At 57.5% G+C, this 16,508-nt stretch carries 18 protein-coding genes and 2 tRNA genes; 18 read left to right on the forward strand and 2 right to left on the reverse strand.

Annotated elements, in window-relative coordinates:
* Window positions 1–176 precede the first annotated feature (176 nt).
* From aspS to nadA, 15 genes are all read left to right on the forward strand, one after another.
* Complete coding sequence (aspS, locus tag J3362_RS05230; protein WP_014577395.1) at window positions 177–1,985, forward strand: aspartate--tRNA ligase; 1,809 nt, start codon at window positions 177–179, stop codon at window positions 1,983–1,985.
* A gap of 25 nt (window positions 1,986–2,010) precedes the next feature.
* Complete coding sequence (locus tag J3362_RS05235) at window positions 2,011–2,754, forward strand: YebC/PmpR family DNA-binding transcriptional regulator (protein WP_349518434.1); 744 nt, start codon at window positions 2,011–2,013, stop codon at window positions 2,752–2,754.
* A gap of 18 nt (window positions 2,755–2,772) precedes the next feature.
* Complete coding sequence (ruvC, locus tag J3362_RS05240) at window positions 2,773–3,300, forward strand: crossover junction endodeoxyribonuclease RuvC (protein WP_014577393.1); 528 nt, start codon at window positions 2,773–2,775, stop codon at window positions 3,298–3,300.
* Window positions 3,301–3,330: 30 nt separating this feature from the next.
* Window positions 3,331–3,960: a Holliday junction branch migration protein RuvA gene (ruvA, locus tag J3362_RS05245; RefSeq protein ID WP_349518435.1), complete on the forward strand. Its 630-nt coding sequence runs from the start codon at window positions 3,331–3,333 to the stop codon at window positions 3,958–3,960.
* 132 nt (window positions 3,961–4,092) lie between these two features.
* Window positions 4,093–5,124: a Holliday junction branch migration DNA helicase RuvB gene (gene ruvB, locus J3362_RS05250; RefSeq protein WP_008169131.1), complete on the forward strand. Its 1,032-nt coding sequence runs from the start codon at window positions 4,093–4,095 to the stop codon at window positions 5,122–5,124.
* Window positions 5,117–5,578 (forward strand): YbgC/FadM family acyl-CoA thioesterase, encoded by a 462-nt coding sequence (locus J3362_RS05255; protein ID WP_349518436.1) that lies wholly within the window; start codon window positions 5,117–5,119, stop codon window positions 5,576–5,578. Before ruvB ends, J3362_RS05255 begins: the two co-directional genes overlap by 8 nt.
* A 3-nt stretch (window positions 5,579–5,581) precedes the next feature.
* Complete coding sequence (tolQ, locus tag J3362_RS05260) at window positions 5,582–6,271, forward strand: protein TolQ (RefSeq protein ID WP_148607270.1); 690 nt, start codon at window positions 5,582–5,584, stop codon at window positions 6,269–6,271.
* A gap of 46 nt (window positions 6,272–6,317) precedes the next feature.
* Window positions 6,318–6,764, forward strand: coding sequence for a protein TolR (tolR, locus tag J3362_RS05265; protein ID WP_014577388.1), 447 nt, complete (start codon window positions 6,318–6,320; stop codon window positions 6,762–6,764).
* A gap of 79 nt (window positions 6,765–6,843) precedes the next feature.
* Window positions 6,844–7,824, forward strand: a complete 981-nt coding sequence (gene tolA, locus J3362_RS05270) for a cell envelope integrity protein TolA (RefSeq protein ID WP_349519252.1) — start codon at window positions 6,844–6,846, stop codon at window positions 7,822–7,824.
* A gap of 16 nt (window positions 7,825–7,840) precedes the next feature.
* On the forward strand, window positions 7,841–9,154 hold the full coding sequence (tolB, locus tag J3362_RS05275; protein WP_014577386.1) for a Tol-Pal system beta propeller repeat protein TolB: 1,314 nt from the start codon (window positions 7,841–7,843) through the stop codon (window positions 9,152–9,154).
* 67 nt (window positions 9,155–9,221) lie between these two features.
* On the forward strand, window positions 9,222–9,794 hold the full coding sequence (gene pal, locus J3362_RS05280) for a peptidoglycan-associated lipoprotein Pal (RefSeq protein WP_008169120.1): 573 nt from the start codon (window positions 9,222–9,224) through the stop codon (window positions 9,792–9,794).
* 16 nt (window positions 9,795–9,810) lie between these two features.
* On the forward strand, window positions 9,811–10,557 hold the full coding sequence (ybgF, locus tag J3362_RS05285; protein ID WP_349518439.1) for a tol-pal system protein YbgF: 747 nt from the start codon (window positions 9,811–9,813) through the stop codon (window positions 10,555–10,557).
* Between the two features lie 84 nt (window positions 10,558–10,641).
* Window positions 10,642–10,717: transfer RNA gene (locus tag J3362_RS05290), tRNA-Lys, on the forward strand.
* 68 nt (window positions 10,718–10,785) lie between these two features.
* A tRNA-Lys gene (locus tag J3362_RS05295) sits at window positions 10,786–10,861 on the forward strand.
* Between the two features lie 192 nt (window positions 10,862–11,053).
* Window positions 11,054–12,115, forward strand: coding sequence for a quinolinate synthase NadA (gene nadA / locus J3362_RS05300; protein WP_349518441.1), 1,062 nt, complete (start codon window positions 11,054–11,056; stop codon window positions 12,113–12,115).
* Here nadA and J3362_RS05305 read toward each other — a convergent pair whose 3' ends face one another.
* On the reverse strand, window positions 12,116–13,549 hold the full coding sequence (locus J3362_RS05305; RefSeq protein WP_502882419.1) for a M48 family metalloprotease: 1,434 nt from the start codon (window positions 13,547–13,549) through the stop codon (window positions 12,116–12,118).
* A 204-nt stretch (window positions 13,550–13,753) separates the two neighbouring features.
* Here J3362_RS05305 and J3362_RS05310 point away from each other — a divergent pair, with 204 nt between their 5' ends.
* The gene (locus J3362_RS05310) at window positions 13,754–13,981 is read left to right on the forward strand and encodes a sulfurtransferase TusA family protein (RefSeq protein WP_008169116.1); all 228 of its coding nucleotides are present in this window, start codon (window positions 13,754–13,756) and stop codon (window positions 13,979–13,981) included.
* Window positions 13,982–13,997: 16 nt separating this feature from the next.
* The gene (locus J3362_RS05315) at window positions 13,998–15,077 is read left to right on the forward strand and encodes an AI-2E family transporter (protein WP_349518443.1); all 1,080 of its coding nucleotides are present in this window, start codon (window positions 13,998–14,000) and stop codon (window positions 15,075–15,077) included.
* 7 nt (window positions 15,078–15,084) lie between these two features.
* Here J3362_RS05315 and J3362_RS05320 read toward each other — a convergent pair whose 3' ends face one another.
* On the reverse strand, window positions 15,085–15,552 hold the full coding sequence (locus J3362_RS05320; protein ID WP_349518444.1) for a peroxiredoxin: 468 nt from the start codon (window positions 15,550–15,552) through the stop codon (window positions 15,085–15,087).
* Window positions 15,553–15,626: 74 nt separating this feature from the next.
* Here J3362_RS05320 and dapA point away from each other — a divergent pair, with 74 nt between their 5' ends.
* Window positions 15,627–16,505 carry a 4-hydroxy-tetrahydrodipicolinate synthase gene (gene dapA, locus J3362_RS05325; RefSeq protein WP_053112172.1) on the forward strand — a complete coding sequence of 293 codons (879 nt, stop codon included), beginning with the start codon at window positions 15,627–15,629 and terminating at the stop codon, window positions 16,503–16,505.
* Window positions 16,506–16,508 lie beyond the last annotated feature (3 nt).

Genomic DNA, 16,508 nt, shown 5'->3' on the forward strand with positions numbered 1-16,508 from the left:
GATCCAGATATGCTGCAAGCAACCTGGTGGCGATGGCTTTCCGAAACACGCTGTGAATACATCCATGTACGCTCGGCTCCGCCATCCATGGCTCCGCACGGTTTCGGAAAGCCATCGCTACCAGGTTGCCCAGACATTTGAGATAAACGAACATATTAAACGTAACGGGAACCGGTATGCGCAGTCATTATTGCGGTGGGATTAACGAATCCCACATCGATCAGGAAGTCACACTTTGCGGATGGGTCCACCGCCGCCGTGACCACGGTGGGGTTATCTTCCTGGATCTGCGGGATCGGGATGGTATGTCTCAGGTTGTTGTGGATCCTGATACCCCGGAGAGCTTCGCGCTTGCGGAAAAAGTCCGTAGCGAGTTCGTGATCAAGGTCACCGGCCGGGTGCGTCGTCGTCCTGCCGGAACCGAGAACAACAACATGCCGACTGGGCAGGTTGAGCTTCTGGGTAAGGAGCTGACTATCCTGAACGCCGCGGCAACGCCGCCGTTCCCGCTGGATGAGCATGTCGACGTTGGCGAGGACGTGCGTCTGCGCTACCGGTTTGTGGACCTGCGTCGTCCGGAGATGATCAACCGCCTGCGTTTCCGTTCACGGGTAACCAGTTATATCCGCAACTACCTCGACAGCAACGGCTTCATGGATGTGGAAACTCCCATCCTGACCCGTGCCACGCCGGAAGGCGCGCGGGATTACCTGGTGCCGAGCCGTACCCACGAAGGCTCCTTCTTCGCGCTTCCGCAGTCTCCCCAGCTGTTCAAGCAGTTGCTGATGGTGTCTGGTGTTGATCGTTACTACCAGATCGCCAAGTGTTTCCGGGATGAAGATCTGCGTGCAGATCGTCAGCCGGAATTCACCCAGGTAGACATCGAGGCCTCTTTCATTGATGAAGAGACCCTGATGAAGCTGAACGAGGACATGATCCGGGCGCTGTTCAAGGACGTGCTGGAGGTTGAACTGCCGTCCTTCCCGCAAATGCCGTATGCCGAGGCAATGCAACGTTACGGCAGCGACAAGCCGGATCTGCGAATCCCGCTGGAGCTGCTGGATGTAAATGATCTGGTTGAAGGCGTGGACTTCAAGGTCTTCGCTGGTCCCGCCAAGGATCCGAAAGGTCGTGTGGCGGCTCTGCGTGTGCCGAAAGGCGGCGAGCTGACGCGCAAGCAGATTGATGACTACACCAAGTTTGTTGGTATCTACGGTGCCAAAGGTCTTGCCTATATCAAGGTCAATGACCTGTCCAAGGGCGTTGAAGGTCTGCAGTCCCCGATCATCAAGTTCCTGGGTGATGATGTTGCTCTGGCTATCATGGAGCGTGTGGGTGCCGAAGACGGCGACATCGTGTTCTTCGGCGCGGACAAGACCAACGTGGTCAATGAAGCCCTCGGCGCACTGCGGATCAAGATCGGTCACGATCTCGACATGCTGACTTCCGAGTGGGCGCCGCTCTGGGTTGTCGATTTCCCGATGTTCGAGGAAACTCCGGACGGCGGCCTTACCGCGATTCACCACCCGTTCACCGCGCCGTCCTGTAGTCCGGAAGATCTGGCCGCAGACCCCGCCAACGCGTTGTCCCGCGCCTACGATATGGTGTTGAACGGCACTGAATTGGGCGGCGGTTCTATCCGTATTCACGATGAGAAAATGCAGGAAGCGGTGTTCCGTATTCTGGGTATCGGTGAAGAGGAAGCCCGCGCCAAGTTCGGCTTCCTGCTGGATGCCCTGAAGTTTGGTTGCCCGCCCCATGGTGGTCTGGCGTTCGGCCTGGATCGCCTGGTCATGCTGATGACCGGCGCTTCGTCCATCCGTGACGTTATCGCATTCCCGAAAACCCAGAGTGCCACCTGTCTGATGACCCAGGCGCCGGGCGAAGTGGATGAGAAGCAGCTGCGTGAGTTGCATATCCGTCTGCGCAAGCCGTCAAAGCCGGTTGAAGGCAACAAGGCGGAAGCCGGTGAGGGCAACGAGTAAGTCAGTGATTTAAGGGAGGAGCTGTATGGCGGGTCACAGTAAGTGGGCCAACATCAAGCACCGCAAGGCGGCACAAGATGCCAAGCGGGGCAAGATCTTCACCAAAATCATTCGTGAGCTGACCGTGGCCGCGCGCCAGGGCGGGGGGAATCCCGATGATAATCCCCGCCTGCGCGCCGTCATCGACAAGGCGCTCACCGCCAATATGAAAAAAGACACCATCGAGCGCGCGGTTGAACGTGGCGCCGGTGGTGGCGATGATGACAACTACGAAGAGCTGACCTACGAAGGCTATGGCCCCGGTGGTGTGGCGATATTCGTGGAAGTCATGACCGACAACAAAAACCGGTCTGTGGCTGAAATCCGCCGCGCGTTCAACAAGATGGGTGGCAATCTCGGTACCGACGGATCGGTCGCCTACCTGTTCAGCAAGCAGGGAATAATCAGCTACGGTCCGGAGTGGGAAGAGGACAGGCTGGTGGAAGCCGTACTCAGCGCCGGTGCCGAAGACCTTGCGGCCCAGGACGACGGTTCCTGGGAAATCGTAACCACACCCGAGCAGTTTCTGGACGTCAAGGAATCTCTGGTCAATGCGGGACTGGTGCCGGACAATGCTGAAGTAACCATGGTTCCATCCACGCGGGTTGAGCTGGATCGGGACGGCGCGGAAACCATCCTCAAGCTTATTGATATGCTCGAAGATCTGGACGATGTTCAGAATGTCTACCATAACGCGGATATCTCCGGCGACATCATGGAATCGCTTTGACCAGTCAGGAGCATTGATGTGGCGATAATTCTGGGCGTTGATCCGGGGTCACGAATTACCGGTTACGGCGTCATTCGGGCAGATGGTCGACACATCGAGTACATCGACAGTGGTTGTATCCGGGTGGGCGAGAAGCCCATGGCTGAACGCCTTCAGACCATATTCCAGAGCCTTGCCACCCTGATCGGAGAGTATCGGCCGGAAGAATTTGCCATCGAGCAGGTGTTCATGGCCCGCAATCCTGACTCGGCTCTGAAGCTCGGTCAGGCCCGCGGCGCGGCCATCGTCAGTGCCGCCAACAGTGGCTTGGCGGTTCATGAATACTCGGCGAGGCAGGTAAAGCAGGCGGTGGTCGGCAAGGGCGGCGCTGACAAATCCCAGGTTCAGCACATGGTTCAGGTGTTGCTTTCGCTTTCACGCAAACCCCAGGCAGACGCGGCCGATGCGCTCGCCATCGCCATGTGCCATGCCCACATGAGTCAGAGTATCCTGCGGGTGGCCAGTGGCGCGGGAAAAGTCCGAAGCGGTCGTGTGCGACAACAATAAACCGCTCCCAGGAGCGACAGGAGATTCAGCTTGATTGGTCGTATCCGAGGTATTCTGGTCGAAAAGGCTCCGGGCCAGGCGCTGGTTGAGTGCGCGGGCCTGGGCTATGAAGTCGACATCCCCTTCACCACCTTCTTTCATCTGCCGGAGACCGGCGATGAAGTCACCCTGCACACCCATTTTGCCGTCCGAGAAGACGCCCAGAGCCTCTACGGCTTTGCTTCCAGCCTGGACCGGGACGTCTTCCGCCTGCTGATCAAGGTTAATGGGGTTGGCCCGAAGCTAGCCGTTGGCATTCTTTCCGGATTGGACGCACAGCAGTTCATTCGCTGCGTTGAGAATCGTGACTCCGCCTCGCTGGTCAAGCTCCCCGGCGTTGGCAAGAAGACCGCAGAACGGCTTCTTATTGAAATGGCGGACCGGATAGGGCAACTTGAAGGGCAATTTGTGCCAACGTCGCCCGAGACGACAGGCGTGGGGCAGCCGGGCGGACAAGGCCCCGCTGGCGGGCCGGCGGCCACTGAAGAGGCGGAAGCCGCACTGATCGCTCTGGGTTACAAGCCTCAGGAGGCTGCCAAGGCCATCAGCAAAGTGGCCGAGGAGGGAATGAGTAGTGAAACGCTCATCCGTCTGGCCCTGCGAAACATGATTCCGGCCTGATCGTCAGAACCTGTCGCGAACCTGTAGAGAGCGTAACGTGACACCTGCTAACCCCTTTGTACAATTGGGGCTGCGCTGGAATAGCGGGCAAACGTGAGGCACGATGTTGATTCCCACACTATGGGTGATGCCATGATCGAATCCGACCGGTTGATCTCGGCCCGGGCCGGTGAATATGAGGAAGTACAGGACAGGGCCATTCGCCCGACACTGCTGGCCGAATATGTTGGCCAGCCCACGGTCCGTGAGCAGATGGATATTTTCATATCCGCGGCCCGGGGTCGTCAGGAAGCGCTGGACCACGTTCTGATCTTTGGCCCGCCCGGTCTGGGCAAAACAACCCTTGCCAATATCATCGCCAATGAGATGGGCGTATCCATCAAGACAACGTCTGGTCCTGTGCTTGAAAAAGCCGGCGACCTGGCCGCCATGCTGACTAATCTCGAAGAAGGTGACGTTCTCTTCATTGACGAGATCCACCGTCTCAGCGCGGCAGTGGAAGAAGTGCTGTATCCGGCGATGGAAGATTACCAGCTCGACATCATGATCGGTGAGGGTCCGGCCGCCCGCTCCATCAAGCTGGACCTGCCGCCGTTCACCCTCGTCGGGGCGACCACCCGGGCAGGCTTGCTGACTTCGCCGCTGCGTGACCGCTTCGGCATCGTGCAGCGGCTGGAGTTCTATAACACCGAAGATCTTACCAGCATCATTCTGCGCTCCGCGCGATTGTCTTCGGTAGCCGTCGATGAGGCAGGCGCGTTCGAAATTGCCCGCCGGTCCCGGGGCACCCCGCGTATCGCCAATCGCCTGTTGCGCCGTGTCCGCGATTTTGCGGAAGTCCGCTCAGACGGTCGTATCACCTCTGACATCGCCGATCAGGCACTGAACATGCTGAAAGTGGATAACCAGGGTTTCGATCACATGGATCGGCGCCTGCTGCTGGCCATGATCGAGAAATTCGACGGTGGCCCTGTCGGGGTCGAGAGCCTTGCTGCCGCGATCAGTGAAGAGCGCGGCACCATTGAGGATGTGCTTGAGCCCTTCCTGATCCAGCAGGGTTATATGGTCCGGACTCCCAGAGGGCGGATGGTGACCTCCAACGCCTATCAGCATTTCGGCGTGATTCCGCCGAAGTCGGGCAGGGAGGACGATCTTTTTGGTTGAACAGGCGCCAGAGGGAAGGTTCGAACTGCCGATTCGGGTCTATATCGAGGACACCGACGCTGGTGGCATCGTATTTCATGCCAAATATCTCCATTACATGGAGCGGGCCCGAACCGAATGGGTGCGCAGTTGCGGCGTTGGCCTCAGGGCGGGTCTGGCAGACAATATCAGTTATGTGGTGCAACGGCTGACCATTCATTATGCGGTGCCGGCCAAGCTTGATGACGAACTGCTGGTTACTGCGGAACCCGTGGCTTTTGGTAGAGTCTGGATGGATTTCCGTCAGCGTGTGATGCGGGCCGAAGACCGAAAGTTGCTGAGTGACAGTGATGTGCGGGTAGTCTGCATCGCGCTTGATTCCGGTCGTCCCCGCCGGTTACCGACGAATATGCAGGAATTGCTGGCCAGGAATGTCCAGCCCACCGAAACGATAAACAGAACGAGCCAGGAGTAAGAAGTGGATTCAGAACTTTCAGTCTGGTACCTCATTGCCAATGCCGGTGTCTTGGTTCAGCTGGTCATGCTTTTGCTGGCCCTGGCGTCAATCATGTCCTGGGCCCTGATTTTCCAGCGCCTGCAGGTGTTCCGGAAGGCCAAGAGGGCGCAATTGGCGTTCGAGGAGCGTTTCTGGTCAGGCATGGATCTGGGGCAGTTGTACCGGGAGGTGAACGCCGATCCAACACCGTTTTCCGGCATGGAATCCCTGTTCCGGGCCGGATTCAAGGAGTTTTCCCGGTTGCGCCAGCAAAGCCGGGATGCCGATGCGGTCATGGAAGGTACCCAGCGGGCAATGCGGGTGGCCTTTTCCCGGGAGCATGAGCGGCTGGAGGCCAGCCTGCCTTTTCTGGCGACGGTCGGCTCCACCAGCCCTTATGTGGGTCTGTTTGGTACCGTCTGGGGCATCATGAACTCGTTCCGGGGGCTGGCACAGGTTCAGCAGGCGACACTGGCGACGGTGGCGCCCGGCATCTCAGAGGCCCTCATCGCAACCGCCATGGGTCTGTTCGCCGCAATACCGGCGGTTATTGCCTATAACCGTTTTTCCGCCATGTCCGATGCCCTGTTGAAGAACTACGAAACCTTTGCGGATGAGTTTTCCAGCATCCTCCATCGCCGCGTCCACCAGAGCGAGAAGGGCGCCGCATGATGCGGTTGGTAATTAGAGGCAGGAATCAGCCCAGGAGCAGAGTTCTATGAAAGGCATGGGAATGATGCCGGAAAACCGGCGCAAGCCAATGTCGGAGATCAACGTGGTTCCGTACATTGACGTAATGCTGGTGCTGCTGATCATCTTCATGGTCACCGCCCCGATGCTGACGCAAGGGGTGAAGGTTGATCTGCCCCAGACCACTTCCGATCCTATTCAGTCTGACAAGGATGTTGAGTCCATCATTGTTTCGGTTGATGCAAACGGAGCGTACTACGTCGAGATCGGAGACGAGGGCAGTGACCCCATGACGCTGTCCGACCTGCGTGCCCAGGTTTCCAAGATCCTCTCGCAACGGGCCTCCAGTGAGATTCTGGTTCGCGGCGATGAGAATGTTACTTACGGCACAGTGGTTCGGTTGATGGCCGAGTTGCAGGGTGCCGGGGCGAGCAGTATCGGCCTGATCACCGAATCACCGCGGGACGACAATTGATAGTGTTGCGGGCAGGAGTGTTGTGAGAGATCACCAGCGCGAAGTAACCACAACAGGCGTGCCACCATGGAAATCACCGGTGGCGCTCTCGGTCACGTTGCACCTGTTGATTCTGGGCATTGCGCTTGCGGGTTGGTCTTGGACCAGCACCGATCATGAGCCGCCACCCAGGAGCATATCGGCCCGGCTAATTACCCAGCAGGAGCCGGAACCGAGCCCGGTGGTAGAGCCGGTCGATCAGCAAAAGCGGGACGAAGAACGCCGGGCCGAAGAGCAGCGTCGCAAGGAAGAAGCTGAACGACAGAGGCAGGAAGAAGCCCGTCGCATTGCAGAGCAGAAGCGACAGGAAGAACGAAAACGGCTCCAGCAGCAGAAAGAGCAGGAGCGACAGGAAGCAGAGGCGAAAGAACGCGAAGCCCGGAAAGCCCGCGAAGCGGAGGCCGCCCGTCAAAAGGCGGAAGCGGAAGCCAAGGAGCGGGCCAGGCAGAAAGCTGAGGAAGAAAAACGCCGTCAGGAAGAGGCAGAACGAAAAGCCGAAGAAGAGAAGCGGCGCCAGGAAGAGCAGCGGAAGCGGGAAGAGGCCGAACGAAAGCGCCAGGAGGAACTGGCTCGCCAGGAAGCTGAGCGCAAGCGCCTCGAGGCAGAGCGCAAGCTCCGGGAACAGCAGTTGGAGGCCCAGGCGGAGGCAGCCCAGAGAGCTCGGGAGGAAGAAGCGCGTCGCCAGCGTGAAGCGGCTGCTGCCAAAGCCCGGGAAGCTCAGATGCTGTCGGAGAGTGAGAAGTATCAGGCTCTCATCAGAGAACAGCTCAGCAATGCTTGGTACCCGCCATCTTCTGCCACTGAAGATATGTCGGCGCGGGTTCAGATTATGTTGCTGCCGACCGGGGAGCTTGCGAGGGCCGAATTAGTAAGTAGCAGCGGAAACAGGGCCTTTGACAATTCGGCTCTACAGGCCGTGCGCTCGTTACAAAGGTATCCAATTCCCAACGATCGGAGCACTTTTGACCGGTATTTTCGACAGTTTACGATTGAGTTCAATCCACGCCGGATGAATAGATAATGATATGGATAACATTATGACACATCGGATTTGGCACAAACCGTCCAGAACGCTTCTTGCCGCCACGGCGCTGATCTTTTTCGCGGTTTCGGCAGCCCGGGCTGAGCTGTTGATCCGGATTACTGAAGGCGCGGATTCGGCCATTCCTGTTGCAGTGGTGCCTTTCGCCGAGTCTGGACAGATGCCCGCTGGCGACAAGGTCAGCAGCATTGTTCAGGCGGATCTGACCATGACGGGCGAATTCCGGACTCTGCCTCCCGAGAAGATGCTGAGCCTGCCATCCAGGCGGGAGGAAGTGTATTTCCGGGACTGGCGCCTGCTGGGCCAGCGCTATGTCCTTGTGGGGGCCCTCAGCCGAAGTGGTGACCGTGTTCAGGCCCGGTATGAGTTGTTCGATGTAAACCGCGAGGAACGGATTCTCGGTGAAACTGCGGCGGCACCTGCCTCCAATATGCGCTCGCTCGCTCACCACATCAGCGACAAGGTATATGAGGCCATCACAGGCGTGCCGGGTGCCTTCTCAACAAAGCTTGCCTATATCACGCTTGATACCGCCAACGGCAAACCCCGTTACCGACTGCAGGTCAGTGACGTGGACGGCAAGCGCGCCAGAATCCGTCTTGAAAGCCAGGAACCCATCCTGTCACCGGCATGGTCGCCAGACGGGGAAAAGCTGGCCTATGTGTCGTTCGAAACAGGGAAACCGGTGATTTTTGTTCATGAGCTTGCAACCGGCAATCGCACCAAAGTGGCAGACTTTCCGGGGCTTAACTCGGCGCCGGCCTGGTCCGACGATGGCCGATCGTTGTTGATGACCCTCTCGAAAGACGGCAACGCCGAGATCTACCGGATGAACCTGGATACCCGGCAGTTGACCAAGCTTACGAACCACTGGGCTATTGATACCGAGCCGAGCTATGACGCCACTGGCAAGGGCATTTTCTTTACGTCGGACCGGTCCGGAGGTCCGCAGATTTACCACATGGATACACCGGGTGCGGAGCCTCGCCGTATCACCTTCGGCAGCCGTTACAACGCTCGGCCAAGGCCCGACAATGACGGTAACTATGTGTATTACGTTCACCAGCGCGATCGGGCATTTCACATTGCCCGTACCGAACTGAAAACCGGGGAGGAAACGATCCTAACCCGCACCGAGTCTGATGAGTCTCCCAGTGTTGCGCCCAATGGCCGGATGCTGATCTACGCTACCCGGCAGAATGGCAGCAACGTGCTCACGGTTATTTCCGCGGATGGTGGAGCAGCGTACAGCTTGCCGGCATCCGAAGGCGATGTTCGTGAGCCCGCCTGGGGACCTTTGGTTCGCTGACTCCCGGAGCTTTCCGGTGTTGGCCATTGTTCAAGCAATAACGTCACTCAACTGAAAGGAAGAAAACATGAATTTTTCAGCTCAATCAAAAGCGTTCGCACTGTTGTTGTCCGTCGGTCTGGTAGCGGGCTGTAGCTCTACCGGTGGTACCTCCGAAGAAGGCGGCGAGTATGGTTCCGATGTGGCTGCTGTAGACCAGGAAGGTGGATCCACTGTTTACGGAGGTGACGACCAGGGCGGTGTTTCTTCTTCAGCCATGACCGAAGAAGAGCGTATGGAAGCTCGCAAGCAGGCCGAACAACAGGCCCTGCGTGAAATCACCACCTTCTACTTTGATTTCGATACGGCTGAAATCAAGCAGGAAGCCCGCGATGTCCTGGTGGCACATGCCCGTTTCCTCGCCAACAACCCGGGTCAGAACGTCCGCATTGAGGGTCACGCCGACGAGCGCGGTACCAAGGAATACAACCTGGCCCTTGGCGAGCGTCGTGCTAACGCCGTTCAGCGTTTCCTGATTGTAAACGGTGCTTCACGTGGCCAGCTCGAGACCGTAAGCTATGGCGAAGAGAAACCGGCCGTGATGGGTTCCAGCGAGAGTGCCTGGGCCCAGAATCGTCGTGTAGAACTCGTATTTGAGTAATCACACAGGAACGACCATGAGAAAAATCCTCATGGCGACAGTGGTGCTTCCGCTTGCCCTTGGGCAGGCGGGAGTGGCCCTGGCGCAATCAGCCCAGGACAGTCAGCGTAACGCCAACAGCAGCCAGGCGACGTCGGAACTGTTCTACATGATCCAGCAGCTTCAGGGTGAAGTCAGACGGCTTCAGGGCGAAGTGGAGGAGCAGCGGCATCTGATTAACCGCCTGCAGCAGCAAGGGCGAGACCGTTATATAGATCTGGACCAGCGTATTCTGGATCTCTCGGAAAAGGTCGCATCACAGCCGGCCCCCGAAGCCAGCGAAGATGGTGGCTCTGCTGCCTCAGGCCAGGCCCGGGAGGCCAGAGAATATCGCCAGCCCGATGCGGAAGAGCGAAAGGCCTACGAGCAGATCCAGGACCTGATTCGTAATCAGAAAAAATACGATGAGGCCATTAGCCGGATATACGAATTTATCGATGAATATCCGGAAGGGGATCTGACCGTTAACGCCTATTACTGGCTCGGCGAGGTTTATCTGGTAAAGCCCCAGCTCGAACAGGCAAAACAGGCGTTCACGATTGTCGCTACCCGTTTTGCCGACCATCGCAAAGCTCCGGATGCGGTTTACAAGCTGGGCGTGACTCATGATCGCCTGGGCGAAAAGGAACAGGCTCGGCGCAGCATGCAAACCGTGATCGATGATTACCCGGCCAGCGGTGCTGCTGACCTCGCCCGGAAGTTTCTCGAGTCCCAGAACGGCTGATTGTTGGGCGCGGCAAAAATGTTGAGAAACCTGAGAAAAGGGGTTGATCAGCGGCCAAAAATCATTACTATATGCGCCTCGTTTGGGTCGTTAGCTCAGTTGGTAGAGCAGTTGGCTTTTAACCAATTGGTCGAAGGTTCGAATCCTTCACGACCCACCAAACACGGAATACCGGGTGGGCTGAGTCATTCGGTATTGATTGAAGCCAAGGCTTCGGTCGCCAGTTACGGGTCGTTAGCTCAGTTGGTAGAGCAGTTGGCTTTTAACCAATTGGTCGAAGGTTCGAATCCTTCACGACCCACCAAATAACAGAAGCCTTCGGGTTTTTGTGAAAAAAGAGCCTTCGGGCTCTTTTTTTTTGCGTATACGTTCCTACCTAGGTAAACAGGGAACAGGCAAAACGATCACAATTGTGTGATCGCACTGTTTCAGAAACATTAAGCCCGGGGCATGAATGTTATAATGCCCCGGGTTCACGCAATACAGAGACGCAGTAATGACATACGCTGAAGACCGTATCCTTGTTCAAGAGCACCTGGCGCATGCTGCCGAGCCAAAGCCCCTCAGCGCGGACGAGAAGTCCGAGCTGGAGGCTCGTATAAAATCGGCTCTGAAGGCGCAGGATGCGGTGCTTGTGGCTCACTATTACACGGACCCCGATATCCAGCGGCTTGCCGAGGAAACCGGAGGCTGTGTTGCGGACTCCCTCGAGATGGCCCGTTTTGGCAACCAACATTCGGCCTCCACCATCGTGGTTGCCGGCGTGAGGTTCATGGGCGAAACCGCCAAGATCCTGAATCCTGAAAAGCGCGTTCTGATGCCGACCCTTGAGGCGACCTGTTCCCTGGATGTGGGCTGTCCTGCGGATGAGTTCGCCGAGTTTTGCGGCCAGCACCCGGATCGCACGGTCGTGGTTTACGCCAATACCTCTGCGGCCGTGAAGGCGAGGGCGGACTGGGTGGTTACCTCAAGCTGTGCCCAAGCTATTGTTGAAGATCTGGATGCCCGCGGCGAAAAAATCCTCTGGGCGCCGGACAAGCACCTTGGGCACTACGTCCAGAAAACCACGGGTGCTGATATGTTGCTCTGGGACGGTTCCTGCATCGTTCATGAGGAATTCAAATCCCGCGGGCTGGAGGATCTGAAGGCCCTTTATCCGGACGCGGCGGTACTGGTCCACCCGGAATCGCCCGATGCCGTGGTTGAGATGGCGGATGTTGTGGGTTCAACCTCGCAGCTGATTCATGCTGTCCAGACCATGCCCAACGAAAAGTTCATCGTTGCCACTGACAACGGCATTTTCTACAAGATGCAGCAACTGGCTCCCAACAAAACGCTGATTGAAGCGCCCACCGCAGGCAATGGAGCTACCTGCCGTAGCTGCGCCCATTGCCCCTGGATGGCGATGAACGGCCTTCAGAATCTGCTACAGGTACTGGAGCGGGGCGATCAGGAAGTGTTTGTGGATCCGGAACTGAGAGAGAAAGCACTGCAGCCTCTGCAACGCATGTTGGACTTTACCGTCAACATGAATCTCAAGGCTGCTGGCAACGCCTGATCAACTGTTGGCCCGCGCGTGCAGGCGGCTGGTGATTTCCGCCAGCCGCTCGGTCACAATCTGCCTCTGTGGCGCGCCGGCCGGCAACTTCTCCTGCGCCTGCCTTAGCTGACGCTGTGCAGACTCCAGATCGCCCATCAGAACATCGTATTCCGCCCGGGCACGATGCACGCCCACAATATTCCTTGCCATGCCCTCCGCCTCGGCCAGTTTCAGCCATAGATGCTCCTGTCCGGGTAGTTGACGGGTCAGCTGTTTCAGGTACTCAGCCGCCGCGGCGCCATTGCCATCGGCTATTTCCGTAAGGGCAAGAGTGTGGGTGATCGGATAGTTTCCCGGATTTCTCGCCAGCGCGTCTTTCAGAATGGATCGAGCGTCGTTCATACGGTCTTGCGCAAGCCTGACTTCTGCGAGGGTTACCTGGAAGGTGATTCGGCCCGGATTCCTGGCCAGCAGATCGTCCAGTATATCTACTGCCTTATCGTATTGCCGGTCCTCGAGGTAGGCCACGGACAAGCCATACCTGATGGCTTCGTTTCTCTGGGCATCCGGCCGATCGAGGTAGGCTTCAAAGGTTTCGACGGCTACGTCTGGGGAGGGAGCATAATGCACCTGCAGGCGGCTGCGCATCAGATGGTATTCCTGGCCGTCCCGGATGTTTTCGTCTGGATACTGTTCTGCCCGATTCCGGGTGTCTGCCACGCGGCTCTGGGTTAACGGGTGCGTAGACAGATACTCTGGCAGTCGATTTCCCTGCATGCGGTTCTGGCGCATCATGATTTCAAACATTTCCGGCATGCCGCGAGGGTCCATGCCGGCGCTGGCCAGAATGTCCAGCCCGACCCGGTCGGCTTCCTGCTCATGGGAGCGGCTGTAGGCGAGCATGTTCTGGGCGGCCAGGGCCTGGGTCCCGGCAATGGCAGCAAAACCGATATCAGACTGGGTGACCGCCGACAGGACAATGCCGGCAATCATACCGGCGAGTGTGAGCGGAGCGCTGGTTTCCTGCTGCTCCATGCGCCGTGCAAAATGCCGCTGGCTGAGGTGGGCCAGTTCGTGGGCGAGAACGGACGCAAATTGCTGCTCGGTCGCAGCATTGAGAAACAGACCGCCGTTAACGCCTACAATGCCACCGGGCACCGCAAATGCGTTGATAGCAGGGCTGTCGATCAATGCCAGGGTCAGGTCCCGATTCTGGAGTGGGGCCGAGGGCACCAGGCGATAGGTAATGGCGCTCAGGTAGTCATAAACCAGGGGGTCGCTGATCCTTGGCGCCGACCGGCGGATAGAAACCATGACCTGCTGGCCAATATCCGATTCCTGCTGGCCCGCGATCAGGCCTCCACCTGCACCGCCAATGCTGGGCAGCCTGCTCTCCTGAGTGTGGCCCGGCATTGAAGCGAGCAACAAAGCCAGCAAGGCGGTGATGGCCATTGCCGGTAGCGTTCGGGATCTGGGTCGGTTAGCAATCATGTAAAGCCGGGTGCCTGTGGTCTGAATCGCCGGTTTGACAGCGGTTTGCGATAAAAAGTTCTGATCCCCTGGTTGAAGAGGATTGTGATGCAATACATTATCACTGTCGGCATAATGCGTGCTTGTTAAAATCCGCTTATTATTTTGTGATGGTGTATCGCTAGTATGGTTGATCGAACGCTTGATGCCTCAGGGTTGCGCTGCCCGATGCCGCTGCTGAAGACAAAACTGGAGCTAAACAGCATGGCGCCCGGTGAAGAACTCGAGGTGATTGCAACAGACGCAGGTTCCGCCCGGGATATTCCGGCCTTTCTGCAGATGTCCGATCACAAGTTGATGAGCAGTTCTGAAACCGCCGGGCAGTATCGGTTTGTGATAAAGTGCGGCGGTTAAGGTTTCGGAGCTGTAAATGATCAGGACATTACGCGCTCTCGCGCACAAATACTTCTCGGATGAAGAAGCGGTCATCCTGTTCCTGATACTGGTGACAGGAACCATCTTTGTTATCTGGTTCGGTGCCATGCTTGCGCCGGCCATTGCCTCGCTGATTGTCGCCTTTATTCTGCAGGGTCTGGTCACCAAGCTCAACAAGCTGGGCGTGCCGGAGACGGTTTCCATCATTGGGGTATTCCTGGTCTTCCTCGGCGTGCTTGTTGGCTTCCTGTTTGGCCTGCTTCCGCTGATCTGGACGCAGTTGAGCAACCTGGCCGGCGAGGCGCCACGCATCATCCGGGAGTTGCAATCCTATCTTGAGCTGTTGCCGCAGCAGTATCCCCACCTGATCTCCGGAGAAGCTGTCAGCACCGTTTACAGCCAGGTGAGTACGGAAGTGGGTCACATGACCCAATGGTTGGTGTCGTTCTCGCTGTCCAGTATTCCAGATCTCGTGGCGTTGCTGATCTACATGGTGCTGGTGCCCATCCTCGTGTTCTTCTTCCTGAAGGACAGGGAGGTTCTGCTGAACTCCATCGCGAGATTGCTGCCACCCCAGCGCCCGATGATGCTGCAGATCTGGCACGAGGTGAACCTCCAGTGCGCCAACTACGTGCGTGGCAAGGCCGTCGAGATCCTGATTGTGGGAGGCGCCACCTACATTGCTTTCAAGCTGCTGGGTATGCCATATGCCGCGCTGCTTTCACTGTTGGTGGGGCTGAGTGTGGTTATTCCCTACATTGGCGCGGCCGTCGTTACCATCCCTGTTGCGGTGATTGCCCTGTTCGCCTTCGGCTGGGGCAGCCAGTTCATCTGGGTGATGGTCATCTATGGTGTCATTCAGGCGCTTGACGGCAATGTTCTGGTGCCCATTCTGTTCTCGGAGGTGAACAACCTGCACCCGGTGGCAATTATCGTCGCGGTGCTATTCTTCGGGGGAATCTGGGGCTTGTGGGGTGTTTTCTTCGCTATTCCACTGGCAACCATGCTCAAGGCGGTGTTTGCAGCCTGGCCAGTTAAGGAGTCGGCGCCGCCGGCGGAACCCGGGGACGCCTGAAAGGCGCTTAAAGCGCCTTGACAGCCTCGAGAACCTCGTCGGCGTGGCCTTTCACTTTTACGCCTCGCCATTCAGCTCGCAGCACGCCATCCTTGTCGATCAGGAAGGTGCTCCGGTCAACGCCCATGTACTCCTTTCCGTAAAGCTTTTTCAGCTTGATCACGTCGAAGAGGGAGCACAGGGCCTCGTCCTTGTCTGAAATCAGGTGAAAGGGAAACTCATGCTTGGCCCGGAAATTCTCATGGGCTTTCAGGCCGTCCCTTGATACGCCCAGAATCACCGTATCAAGCTCCTCAAACTGCTTCATCCGGTCCCGGAAGTCCTGTCCCTCAGTGGTGCAGCCAGGGGTGTTGTCTTTCGGATAGAAATAAATCACCACATTCTGACCTTTCAGATCGTCCAGGCGAACAGCCTGGTCACCGGTAGCGGGTGCTTCAAAATCCGGTACGGGTTTGTTTAACTCAACGGATGGCATGACATCTCCTTTAATTTCCTTGTGTCAGTTCGTGCCCAACATTACCATATCGGTTTTATTCGGACGGAGCTTTTATGATTACGGGTAGCCTTGTCGCACTGGTCACGCCCATGCATCCAAACGGTGACATCCACTGGGAGGATCTGGACAAGCTGGTAGACTTTCATATCGAAAACGGCACACACGGCATCGTTGCTGTGGGCACCACCGGCGAATCCGCAACGCTCGACCCGGAAGAGCATTGCCAAACCATTGGCCACATCATCAAACGTGTTAATGGTCGCATTCCGGTTATTGCGGGCACCGGCGGCAACAGCACCCGTGAGGCCATTGAACTGACGGCCGAGGCCCATAAGCTTGGCGCAGATGCCTGTCTGCTCGTTGTTCCCTACTACAACAAGCCGACCCAGGAAGGCCTGTATCAGCACTTCAAGGCGATTGCCGAAGCCGTCCCCGGCATGAACCAGATGCTGTATAACGTGCCCGGCAGGACAGCGTGCGACATGCTGAACGAGACCGTGCTCCGGCTCGCAGATATTCCGAATATCGTAGGCATCAAAGACGCCACCGGTAACATTCCCCGGGGTGCTGAACTGATTGAAGCGTTGGACGGCCGTCTGGCTGTCTACTCAGGTGATGACGCCACGGCAGCGGAACTGATGCTGGCCGGTGCCAAGGGCAACGTGTCCGTCACCGCGAACGTCGCCCCGAAGGCAATGTCCCAGCTGTGCGAAGCGGCTGTTGCCGGAAATCGTGAAGAAACCGAGCGTCTGAACGAACTGCTCATGCCCCTTAACCGGAAGCTGTTCCTCGAAGCGAATCCTATCCCGGTGAAATGGGCGCTCCATCATATGGGAATGATTGGGGAAGGCATCCGCTTGCCGCTGACCGTGCTCAGCGAAAAGTTCCATGGCGAAGTGGAAGATGCCCTCAAGGCCTCAGGTGTTCTCTGAGTT

The organism is Marinobacter sp. NFXS11, from assembly GCF_040148675.1.
Lineage (GTDB): Bacteria > Pseudomonadota > Gammaproteobacteria > Pseudomonadales > Oleiphilaceae > Marinobacter.